The 10,744-nt window shown below is 68.6% G+C and carries 12 protein-coding genes; 3 read left to right on the top strand and 9 right to left on the bottom strand.

Annotation, left to right across the window (positions count from 1 at the left end; genetic code table 11):
- The 5 genes from ribB to glyA all read right to left on the bottom strand — a co-directional run.
- Nucleotides 1-898, bottom strand: an 898-nt coding sequence (ribB, locus tag QAA18_RS11365; RefSeq protein WP_279413079.1) for a 3,4-dihydroxy-2-butanone-4-phosphate synthase, incomplete at its 3' end; no start/stop codon positions are given.
- Nucleotides 895-1,500 carry a riboflavin synthase gene (locus tag QAA18_RS11370; RefSeq protein WP_279413080.1) on the bottom strand — a complete coding sequence of 202 codons (606 nt, stop codon included), beginning with the start codon at nucleotides 1,498-1,500 and terminating at the stop codon, nucleotides 895-897. The genes ribB and QAA18_RS11370, both read right to left, overlap by 4 nt.
- On the bottom strand, nucleotides 1,500-2,591 hold the full coding sequence (gene ribD, locus QAA18_RS11375; protein WP_279413081.1) for a bifunctional diaminohydroxyphosphoribosylaminopyrimidine deaminase/5-amino-6-(5-phosphoribosylamino)uracil reductase RibD: 1,092 nt from the start codon (nucleotides 2,589-2,591) through the stop codon (nucleotides 1,500-1,502). Before ribD ends, QAA18_RS11370 begins: the two co-directional genes overlap by 1 nt.
- 71 nt (nucleotides 2,592-2,662) lie before the next feature.
- On the bottom strand, nucleotides 2,663-3,193 hold the full coding sequence (nrdR, locus tag QAA18_RS11380) for a transcriptional regulator NrdR (RefSeq protein ID WP_279413082.1): 531 nt from the start codon (nucleotides 3,191-3,193) through the stop codon (nucleotides 2,663-2,665).
- 9 nt (nucleotides 3,194-3,202) lie between these two features.
- On the bottom strand, nucleotides 3,203-4,468 hold the full coding sequence (gene glyA, locus QAA18_RS11385; protein ID WP_279413084.1) for a serine hydroxymethyltransferase: 1,266 nt from the start codon (nucleotides 4,466-4,468) through the stop codon (nucleotides 3,203-3,205).
- 128 nt (nucleotides 4,469-4,596) lie between these two features.
- Here glyA and ettA point away from each other — a divergent pair, with 128 nt between their 5' ends.
- Both ettA and pyrF read left to right on the top strand, forming a co-directional pair.
- The gene (gene ettA / locus QAA18_RS11390) at nucleotides 4,597-6,258 is read left to right on the top strand and encodes an energy-dependent translational throttle protein EttA (protein ID WP_279413085.1); all 1,662 of its coding nucleotides are present in this window, start codon (nucleotides 4,597-4,599) and stop codon (nucleotides 6,256-6,258) included.
- A 116-nt stretch (nucleotides 6,259-6,374) separates the two neighbouring features.
- A complete protein-coding gene (pyrF, locus tag QAA18_RS11395; protein ID WP_279413086.1) occupies nucleotides 6,375-7,193 on the top strand; it encodes an orotidine-5'-phosphate decarboxylase in 819 nt (272 codons plus the stop codon).
- Nucleotides 7,194-7,202: 9 nt separating this feature from the next.
- On the opposite strand, the gene QAA18_RS11400 is transcribed toward pyrF, so the two are convergent.
- A complete protein-coding gene (locus QAA18_RS11400; RefSeq protein WP_279413087.1) occupies nucleotides 7,203-7,847 on the bottom strand; it encodes an NADPH-dependent F420 reductase in 645 nt (214 codons plus the stop codon).
- Nucleotides 7,825-8,559: an SDR family NAD(P)-dependent oxidoreductase gene (locus tag QAA18_RS11405; RefSeq protein WP_279413088.1), complete on the bottom strand. Its 735-nt coding sequence runs from the start codon at nucleotides 8,557-8,559 to the stop codon at nucleotides 7,825-7,827. Before QAA18_RS11405 ends, QAA18_RS11400 begins: the two co-directional genes overlap by 23 nt.
- Nucleotides 8,560-8,640: 81 nt before the next feature.
- On the opposite strand from QAA18_RS11405, the gene QAA18_RS11410 reads away from it, so the two are divergent.
- Nucleotides 8,641-9,015, top strand: a complete 375-nt coding sequence (locus QAA18_RS11410; protein WP_279413089.1) for a helix-turn-helix domain-containing protein — start codon at nucleotides 8,641-8,643, stop codon at nucleotides 9,013-9,015.
- 4 nt (nucleotides 9,016-9,019) lie between these two features.
- Here the strand turns inward: QAA18_RS11410 and QAA18_RS11415 are convergent, their stop codons facing one another.
- The gene (locus tag QAA18_RS11415) at nucleotides 9,020-9,865 is read right to left on the bottom strand and encodes a glycosyltransferase family 2 protein (protein ID WP_279413090.1); all 846 of its coding nucleotides are present in this window, start codon (nucleotides 9,863-9,865) and stop codon (nucleotides 9,020-9,022) included.
- On the bottom strand, nucleotides 9,862-10,695 hold the full coding sequence (locus QAA18_RS11420) for a glycosyltransferase (protein ID WP_279413091.1): 834 nt from the start codon (nucleotides 10,693-10,695) through the stop codon (nucleotides 9,862-9,864). The genes QAA18_RS11415 and QAA18_RS11420 overlap by 4 nt, the downstream gene beginning before the upstream one ends.
- Nucleotides 10,696-10,744: the final 49 nt, after the last annotated feature.

A 10,744-nucleotide genomic window follows, 5' to 3' on the forward strand; every position in this document is an offset into this window, starting at 1 on the left:
CGGCGTTGCGATGCGGCTCGCCCAGCAGGACCAGCGCGCCATGGCCTTCGGCGGCGATCGCGGCAAGCACGTCGCCGATCGCCGGACCGAAATCCGGGCGCCGCCAATGCAGCGCGTCGGACAGCGGGTTGAGCACGTGCACCCGCACCAGGGCCGGCCTGGCCGGGTCGGGCGCGCCGCGCAGCAGTGCGTAGTGCAGCGCCTGGCTGGAGCGATCGCGATAGGTCATCAGCCGGAACGTGCCGTGCCCGGTCTCGATGTCGCGCTCGTCGACGCGCTCGACGGTGTGTTCGTTCTCCAGCCGGTGCCGGATCAGGTCCTCGATCGAACCGATCTTCAGGCCGTGTTCGCGGGCGAACACTTCCAGTTCCGGACGCCGGGCCATCGAACCGTCCGGATTGAGTATCTCGACCAGTACGCCGGCCGGTTCCATGCCCGCCAGCAGGGCCAGGTCGCTCGCCGCTTCGGTGTGTCCGGCACGGCTGAGCACGCCGCCCGGCTGCGCCTGCAGCGGGAAGATGTGGCCGGGCTGCGACAGGTCGGCACTGGTCGCGTCCGGCCGCACCGCGGTACGCACGGTGTGCGCGCGGTCGTAGGCGCTGATGCCGGTGGTCACGCCTTCGGCGGCCTCGATGCTGACCGTGAAGTTGGTCCCGTGCGGCGAGGTGTTGTCGCGCACCATCGGCGGCAGCCCGAGTTGCTTGCAGCGCTCGCGCGTCAGCGACAGGCAGACCAGGCCGCGTGCATGCGTGACCATGAAATTGATGTCCTGGGGCCGCACCAGCTCGGCGGCCATGATCAGGTCGCCCTCGTTCTCGCGGTCCTCGTCGTCGACGATCACGACCATCCGACCGGCGCGGATTTCCTCGAGCAGCTCGGGAATGGGGGCGAAACTCATGCTTCGTTGCTCCGTGCCGCCAGCAACCGCTCGACGTAGCGCGCGACCTGGTCGACTTCGATGTTCACCGGATCGCCGGGACGGGTTGTGTGGAAAGCGGTATGGGCTACGGTGTGCGGCACCAGGGCCACCTCGAAGCCGTGGTCGTCGACCTCGTTCACGGTCAGGCTGGTGCCGTCCACGCAGATCGAGCCCTTCTTCGCGATGTAGCGCATCAGGGGTGCGGGCGCCGAGAACGACCAGCGCTGGGCGCGCGCGTCCGGCTCGATCGACAGCACCTTGCCGATGCCGTCGACGTGGCCGCTGACCAGATGGCCGCCGAGGCGTTCGTCGGCGCGCAGCGCGCGCTCGAGGTTCAGCGGAGCGCCGATGGCCAGCGAGCCGAGCGTGGTCAGCGCGAGGGTCTCGTTGGAGGCATCGGCCTCGAAGGTGTCGCCGTCGAAGGCCACCACGGTCAGGCAGACGCCGTTGACCGCGATGCTTTCGCCCAGCTGCGCGTCGGCCAGCGGCAGGCTGCCGATGGCGATGCGCAGGCGCGCATCGCCGCCACGCGATTCGCGCGCGTCGAGCCGGCCGACGCCCTGGACCAGGCCGGTGAACATCAGGCGGTTCCGGTGGCCGCTTCGGGCCGCAGCAGTACGCGCACGTCGTCGCCGATGCGGCGGGTCTCGACGATGCGCATCTTCAATCGCTCGGTCATGGCATCGATGTGCAGTCCGTCGAACATCGGCCGCGCGGTCTCGCCCAGCATCACCGGCGCAACGTACAACAGCAGTTCGTCGACCAGGCCGGCGCCGAGGAAGGCGCCGGCCAGGGTGGCGCCGGCCTCGACCTGGATCTCGTTGATGCCGCGGTCTGCAAGCAGCTTGAGCACCGCGTCGAGATCGAAGCGCCCGCCCTTGACCGGCACATGGGCGTGCTGCGCGTCGATGCCGCGCGGCATGCGCGCATCCGGTGCATGCAGGTACAGCGTCGGCGCCGCGCCCTCGCGGATGTGGCCGCGGGCCACGGTCGCCAGGCCGGGGTCCAGGACCACGCGCAGCGGCGCCACGAAGGGAATGTCCTTGCCGGCGTCGTCTTTTTCCAGGCGCACGGTCAGGTGCGGATCGTCGACAAGCACGGTGCCCGCGCCGGTCAGCAGCGCCCCGGCGCGCGCGCGCCAGCGGTGCACGTCGGCACGCGCGGGTTCGCCGCTGATCCATTTGGATTCGCCCGACGCCAGCGCACTGCGCCCGTCCAGGCTGGTGGCCAGCTTGACCCGCAGCCACGGCCTGCCGCGCTCCAGGCGCGAAACGAAGCCGCGGTTGAGCAGGCGCGCCTGCGCTTCCATCAACCCGGACTCGACCTCGATGCCGGCAGCGCGCAGGCGCTCGAAGCCGCCGCCGTTCACTTCCGGATTCGGATCGCGCATCGCACCGACGACACGCGCGACGCCCGCGGCGATCAACGCATCCGCGCATGGACCCGTCTTGCCGGTGTGCGAGCACGGCTCCAGGGTGACGTAGGCGGTCGCGCCGCGGGCACGCTCGCGCGCTCCTTCCAGCGCGTAGACCTCGGCGTGCGGCCCGCCGGCGCGCTCGTGCCAGCCCTCGCCCACGACCTCGCCGTCGCGCACCAGCACGCAGCCGACCATGGGGTTGGGCTTGGTGGTGAAGGCGCCGCGCTCGGCCAGGCGCAATGCGCGGGCCATCATTGCGTGGTCCTGCGCGGTGAAGCCGGGAGACGGGAGAGGGGAGACGGGAGACGGAGCGGCGGGATCTGCCATTAACGTTTCTTTTTCTCGGCGTGGCGGTCGATTGGGACGATCTCGGCACCCAGCAGCGGAAGCTGGCCTTCGCCCGGCAGGTCGTGCTCGAGCCGGTCGAGCTCCTCGCGGAAATCCGCCACATCCTCGAATGCGCGGTACACCGACGCGAAGCGCACGTAGCCCACATGGTCGAGCTTGCGCAGTTCCGCCATCACGAATTCGCCGACCCGTCGCGATGCGATCTCGCGCTCGGTGCTCATGCGCAACTGGTGCACCACCGCGCGCACCGCCGCCTCGATCTGCTCCTCGGACACCGGCCGCTTCTGCAACGCCCGGTCGAAACCCTGGCGCAGCTTGCGCGCATCGAACTGGTCGCGCCGCCCGTCGCTCTTGATGATCATCGGCAACTTCAGCTCCACCGTCTCCAGTGTGCTGAAACGCTCGCCGCAGGCCTCGCACTCGCGCCGGCGACGGATCGTCGCGCCATCCTCGCTGACCCGCGAGTCGATGACCCTGGTGTCGGAGTTCTGGCAGAACGGGCAGTGCATCGATTCAGGTCAGCCGTAGACGGGAAACTGCGCGCACTGCCTGGTCACGTTGCCCCGGACCCTGGCGATGACGTTGCCGTCGTTTGGATTGTCGAGGACGTCGCACAGCCAGTTGGCCAGATCGACGCAATCGGCTTCCTTGTAGCCGCGGGTGGTGACCGCGGGCGTGCCGATGCGCAGTCCGGAGGTGACGAAGGGCTTCTGCGGGTCGTTGGGCACCGCGTTCTTGTTGACGGTGATGTGGGCCTTGCCGAGCGCGGCTTCCGCGTCCTTGCCGGTGATGTTCTTGCCGATCATGTCCACCAGCATCAAGTGGTTCTGCGTACCGCCGGAGACGATCTTGTAGCCGCGCGAGATGATGGTCTTCGCCATCACCTGCGCGTTCTTGACGACCTGCTGCTGGTAGGCCTTGAACTCCGGCTCCAGCGCTTCCTTGAACGCGACCGCCTTGGCCGCGATCACGTGCATCAGCGGGCCGCCCTGGATGCCGGGGAACACGATCGACTGCAGCTTCTTCTCGATCTCCTCGTTCGCCCTGGCCAGGATGATGCCGCCGCGCGGACCGCGCAGCGTCTTGTGCGTGGTGGACGTCACGACGTGCGCGTGCGGCACCGGATTCGGATAGGCGTCGGCGGCGACCAGGCCGGCGACGTGGGCCATGTCCACGAACAGCCAGGCGCCGACCTTGTCGGCGATGGCGCGGAAGCGCGCCCAGTCGATCACCTGCGAATAGGCCGAGAATCCGGCCACGACCATCTTCGGCTTGTGCTCGAGCGCCAGGCGCTCGACTTCGTCGTAGTCGATCAGGCCTTCGTCGTTGACGCCGTACTGCACGGCGTTGAAGAGCTTGCCGCTGATGTTGACCTTCGCGCCGTGGGTCAGGTGGCCGCCGTGGGCCAGGGACATGCCCAGGATGGTGTCGCCGGGCTGCAGCAGCGCCAGGTACACGGCCTGGTTGGCCTGCGAGCCCGAATGTGGCTGCACGTTGGCATACATACCGTCTTGAAGCTGGGCGCCGAACAGCTGCTTGACGCGGTCGATCGCCAGGCGCTCGGCCACGTCCACGTACTCGCAACCGCCGTAGTAGCGCTTGCCCGGATAGCCCTCGGCGTACTTGTTGGTCAGTACGCTGCCCTGCGCTTCCATCACCCGCGGGCTGGCGTAGTTCTCGCTGGCGATCAGCTCGACGTGGTCCTCCTGGCGACGGCGCTCGTCGGCGATGGCCTGGGCGAGTTCGGGGTCGTAGCCTTCGATACGGGCGTCGCGGGGGAACATTGCCGGGCTCCGGGAACGTGGGGTTAAGGGATTGTAGCCTCCGCGGCCGCTATAATCGGCCCCATTCCCGATCCTCCCCGCCCGCGGCGCCCGCCGCCCCGGGCGGCCGTGCCACACCCGGAGCCCCCATGTCGCAGTACATCTACACCATGAACGGCGTGTCCAAGACGGTCCCGCCGAAGCGCCAGATCATCAAGGACATCTCGCTGTCGTTCTTCCCGGGCGCCAAGATCGGCCTGCTGGGCCTCAACGGCGCCGGCAAGTCCACGGTGCTCAAGATCATGGCCGGCGTGGATACCGACTTCTCCGGCGAGGCCCGCCCGCAACCCGGCATCAAGGTCGGCTACCTGGCCCAGGAGCCGCAGCTGGACCCGGCGATGACCGTCCGCGAGGCGGTGGAAGAAGGCGTGGGCGAGGTCCTGCAGGCGCAGAAGCGGCTGGACGAGGTCTACGCCGCCTATGCCGAGGAAGGCGCCGATTTCGACGCCCTGGCCAAGGAGCAGGAGCGCCTGGAGGCGATCCTCGCCGCCGGCGACGCGCACACCCTTGAAAACCAGCTGGAAGTGGCCGCCGACGCGCTGCGCCTGCCGCCGTGGGACGCGGTGATCGGCAAGCTTTCGGGTGGCGAGAAGCGCCGCGTGGCGCTGTGCCGCCTGCTGCTGCAGAAGCCGGACATGCTGCTCCTCGACGAGCCCACCAACCACCTCGACGCCGAGTCGGTCGAATGGCTGGAGCAGTTCCTGGCCCGCTACACCGGCACCGTGGTCGCCGTGACCCACGACCGCTACTTCCTCGACAACGCCGCCGAGTGGATCCTCGAGCTCGACCGCGGCCGCGGCATTCCGGGGAAGGGCAACTACACCGAGTGGCTGGTGCAGAAGGAAGACCGGCTCAAGCGCGAGGAATCGCAGGAGAAGGCGCGGCAGAAGGCGATCGCCAAGGAGCTGGAGTGGGCGCGGCAGAACGCCAAGGGCGGCCGCTCCAAGGGCAAGGCGCGCCTGGCCCGGATCGAGGAGCTGCAGTCGGTCGATTACCAGAAGCGCAACGAGACCAACGAGATCTTCATTCCGCCGGGCGAGCGCCTGGGCCAGAAGGTGATCGAGTTCAAGGACGTGTCCAAGCGTTTCGGCGACCGCCTGCTGATCGACGACCTGAGCTTCAGCGTGCCGCCTGGCGCGATCGTCGGCATCATCGGTCCCAACGGCGCGGGCAAGTCGACGCTGTTCAAGATGATCACCGGCCAGGAAAAGCCCGATTCGGGCGAGATCGACATCGGCCCGACGGTGAAGCTGGCCTACGTCGACCAGAGCCGCGACAAGCTGGAAGGCAACCACAACGTGTTCCAGGAAGTCTCCGGCGGCCTGGACATCCTCAACATCAACGGCGTCGAGATCCAGTCGCGCGCCTACATCGGCCGCTTCAACTTCAAGGGCCAGGACCAGCAGAAGCTCGTCGGCACGCTGTCCGGCGGCGAGCGCGGCCGCCTGCACATGGCCAAGACCCTGCTGCAGGGCGGCAACGTGCTGCTGCTCGACGAACCGTCCAACGACCTCGACATCGAGACCCTGCGCGCGCTGGAAGACGCGCTGCTGGAGTTTCCGGGCAACGCCTTCGTGATCTCCCACGACCGCTGGTTCCTCGACCGCATCGCCACCCACATCCTGGCGTTCGAGGGCGACTCGCACGTGGAGTTCTTCCAGGGCAACTACCGCGAATACGAGGAAGACAAGAAGCGCCGCCTCGGCGACGACGCCGGCCCCCACCGCCTCCGCTTCAAGGCCCTGAAGTAGAGCGTTTCAGCCACGGATGAACACGGATAAGCACGGATGAATCAAAACCGGATCAAAGTGCTTTATCCGTGTAAATCCGTGTTCATCCGTGGCAAAAAACCGGGCAGGAGACCGCGATGAACTTCATGGAAGCACTGCGGGCGCGGTGGGACGAGGCGGGGTCGCTGGTTTGCGTGGGGCTGGATCCGGAGCCGGGGAAGTTCCCGGGGCGGGTCGCGGGTGACGGGGATGCGGTGTTCGGGTTCTGCCGCGACATCGTCGATGCGACGGCGGAATTCGTGTGCTGCTTCAAGCCGCAGATCGCCCATTTCGCCGCGCTGGGCGCGGAAGACGCGCTGGAGCGGCTCATCGCCCATATCCATGCAGCGCATCCCGGCATCCCGGTGATCCTGGACGCCAAGCGCGGCGACATCGGCTCGACCGCGCGGCATTACGCCGCCGAGGCCTTCGACCGCTACGGCGCCGACGCAGTCACCGCCAACCCCTGGCTCGGCCGCGATTCGCTGCAGCCCTACCTCGACCGCGCCGACAAGGGCGTGGTGATCCTGTGCCACACCTCGAACCCGGGCGCTGCGGACCTGCAGGACCTGGTGCTCGGGAACGGACGTCCGCTGTACCAGCACGTGGCCGCGACGGTGGCGCGCGAGTGGAACGGCAACGGCAACTGCATGCTGGTGGTCGGCGCGACCTGGCCTGAGCAGCTGCGCGAAGTGCGCGCCATCGTCGGCGACCTGCCCTTCCTGGTGCCCGGCGTCGGCGCCCAGGGCGGCGACGCCGAAGCGGTGGTGCGCAACGCGGCCACCGCCGACGGCACCGGCCTGGCGGTCAGTTCTTCCCGCGCGATCCTCTACGCGTCGCAAGGCGACGACTTCGCCGAGGCCGCCGCCGGCGCTGCCCGGGCCCTCCGCGATCAGGTCAACCGTTACCGCGCCTAGCGGCTTGCCTCAGCTGTCGAACTTGACGAGGTCCTTGAAGATCAGGTGACCCCATCGGTCGTCGTGCGCCTGTACGAGGAGACCGCCCTCGGAAAACCCGCCGAGCTTGACCGGCGCGAATCCGAGTTCCGTCGCGAGCGTGGCGACTTCTGTCGCTGCGGCCTCATCGTCGCTGGCCAGGAACACGACCCTGTGCCCGCCGTGCACGGCCGGGTCCTGGTCGAGGACGGCCGAAACCAGATGGTTGAAGCCCTTGACCACGCGTGCACCGTGGAAGGCTTGCGCCACTACCTTGGCCGAAGGCTGGCCGCCCAGCTCCGACGAAGGCACGCCGTAGGCATTGGTCACGTCGACGATGATCTTTCCTGTCCAGTCCGGCAGCGCCTTTGCCACATCGGCATGCGCCGCATAGCGCACCGCCAGGAAGATGACGTCCGCCTCGGCGGCCTGCATCAGTGTCGTTGGGGTGACGCCCGGGCCGATCGCGGCCGCGTCGGCGGCGAAACGTTTCGGGTCGCGGGTAGTGGCGACGGAAACGTCGATGCCGCTGCGGGCGAAGGCCCGGGCAAGTGTCCGGCCGATTTCGCCGAAGCCGATGATTGCGTAGTTCATGGAATGCTCCTTGTTCGGGTCAGATTTGGGCCAGGCCGCCATCGACGGCGACTTCGCTGGCGGTCATGAAGCTGCTGTCGGGCGAGGCGAGGAACGCCGCCACTGCGCCGATTTCCATCGGTTCGGCCATGCGCTGCATCGGGTTCATCGAGGCGAAGGCCTTGATGCCTTCCTCGCCCACCGCCTGCTTCGCCAGCTCGGTCGCCGTGGGGCCGGGCGACAGCACGTTCACCCGGATGCCGGTGCCCTTGAGGTCTTCGGCCCAGGTACGTGCGAGGTTTCGCACGGCCGCCTTGCTCGCGCTGTAGGCCCCGAAGGCCGGTGCGCCGGTGGTGCCGGCGCTGGAGCCGGTCAGGATGATCGAACCGCCCTGCCCCATCAGCGGCAGCGCCTTCTGGACCGTGAAGATCGTGCCCTTGACGTTGGTGGCGAAGGTTTCGTCGATGTGTTCGGCGGTGATCTCGCCGAGCGGGAGCAGGCTTCCGGTGCCGGCATTGGCGAAGACGATATCCAGGGTGCCGCGCTCGTTGGCGACCGCGGAGTAGAGCCGGTCCAGGTCCTGCGGCTCTGAAACCGAGCCCTGGACTGCGCGGGCATTGGGTCCCAGGTCGGCCACTGCGGCGTCCAAGGCCGCCTGGCGCCGGCCGAAGATGAATACGAACGCGCCCTCTTCGATGAAGCGCTTTGCCGCCGCCCGGCCGATGCCGGTGGCGCCACCGGTGATCACGGCGGTCTTTCCTGTGAGTCGAGTCATGTCATGCATCCTTCATGGGGGTTGCACGACTATCCGCCTGTGATTACATTACAACAAGTATGCACCTTTTGGTAAGTATAAATGACTACCCATCCCAAGATCTGCGGTGACGGCTTCTCCTGCGGGCTCGACGCGGCGCTCCACATCATTTCCGGCAAATGGAAGCCGCTGATCCTGTTCTTCCTGCGCGACGGCACCAAACGCTACGGCGAGCTCAAGCGCGCGATCGGCGGCGTCAGCGACAAGGTGTTGATCCAGCAACTCAAGGACCTGGAAGCCGATCGCGTGTTGTCGCGCACCGATTACAAGGAAGTGCCGCCGCGCGTGGAGTACGCGCTCACCCCGCTCGGCCGCAGCCTGGCCGATGCGCTGGTGCCCTTGTGCACATGGGGATCGGAGAACATGGCCGAAGTGGTGAACATCGCCGGCCGGCAGCGGGCCGAGGCCGTGGCTTGAACGGTCAACCGCCAAGCCGCGCTCGCAGCGCCGCGACAGGGAAACGCAGGAAGATGGCCAGGAAAACGGACGCGCGGATGAGGACGCCGCGCTGGGCGGCTTCGAACTTGCGGAAGTAGCGCCACAGGCCGCGGTGCTTGTGCCATTCGACGAACACGGGGCGTGAGCGACTGGAAACGCCGCGAACGTGCAACACGGTGGTGTCGTTGGCGGCGGCGACGATCGCGCCGGCATCGCGCACGCGGCGGCACAGGTCCAGGTCCTCGGCGTGCAGGCGATAGCCTTCGTCGAAGCCGTTTACGCGCTCGAACAGGCTGCGTGGCAACAGCATCAGCGCACCGGACACCGCATCGACCGGCTGCAGCGCGCGCGAAGGATCCCGCGCCACCTCCAGTCGCGCCGCCGCCGGCGAGTGCAGCATCGCGCCGAAGTCGGGATCGCGGCGACGCGCGGCGCCGTCGCGCTTGCCCTCCTCGTCGACGAGGTCGGCGCCGACCAGCGCTTCGCCCTGCAACGAGTGCGCATGCTCACGCAGGCGCACCAGCGTTTCGGCCGCGACCATGCAGTCGGGATTGACGAAGGCCAGCCACGCCGCCGCTGCTTCGGCCGCGTCGGCCGCGCCCTGGTTGCAGGCAACGGCGAAGCCGGGGTTGTCGGGATTGGCGACGAAGCGCACGCGCGCATCGGCCGTGGCGTGGCGCTGAACGACGGCGACGGTGTCGTCGCTTGACTGGTTGTCGACCACCCGTATCGTCACCACGCCTTCGGCCTCGCGCAGCCGCGAGAGGCAATCGTCGATGGTCGACGCACTCTGGTGGGTGACCACAATGGCGGCGATGTCGGCGCTCATGCCCCGGAGAAGTCCAGTTCGGCCTGCGGCGGTTCTCCGTCGATGTTCGCATGCCGCCGCGACAGTTCCTCGCGCAGCGCGCCCACCGGATCCTGCATCAGGAATCCGGCCAGGCGCGGATGCCAGCCCGGCCAGCGCGCGGCGAGCACGTCCAGGTCGCCATCGGCGGGCACGCCCTCTCCCCCGCGCGCGACGAAGGCGGTGTCGCACAGCACGTTGCGCCAGCCCATGCCCGCCAGGCGCAGCGACAGGTCGACAAGCGCCGCATACCAGGAGCCGAAACTGGCGCCATCGGGCCCGCCGGCGCGCTTGCGCGCGCTGCCGCGCAGCAGCGCGGCGTGGGCGACCGCGGCGGGAAGCTCGGGATGGCGCGGTGGCATCGCGGCACAGGCGCGGGCGATCCGCCCCAGGTCGCCGGGAACGGGCGCGATCTCCCCGACCCGCGGCCAGGCTGCCGCTTCGCCTGCGTTGCACCACGGCGTCGCGGTGGCGATCGCCGGATCGCGCGCGAAGCACGCGGACAACTGTGCCAACCAGCCCGGGGCCGGAATCGCATCGGGGGCCAGCACCGCGACATCGGCATCGCCGCAGGCCGCCAGCGCTTCGTCGATGTGCGCCACCGCGCCAAGCGGTCGCTGGCGGCGGCTGTAATCCGCTGCGAGCCGGGTCGATGCCAGCCAGCGCTCGATGATCGCCAGCCCGCGCGGACCGGCCTGCGCGTCGTCGGCAAGCCAGACCCGCGTGCCCGCCGGCGTGCCGGTATCGAGCGCCGCCAGGCAGGCGTCCAGCGCATCGTCGTCGGTGCCGACCGGCAGCAGGACGATCGGCAGCTCGGTGCCGCGGGTCACGGCGTCGTGTGCAGCGGTTCCATCGCGCGGA

It is taken from the genome of Luteimonas sp. 8-5 (genome assembly GCF_029763755.1).
Lineage (GTDB): Bacteria > Pseudomonadota > Gammaproteobacteria > Xanthomonadales > Xanthomonadaceae > Cognatiluteimonas.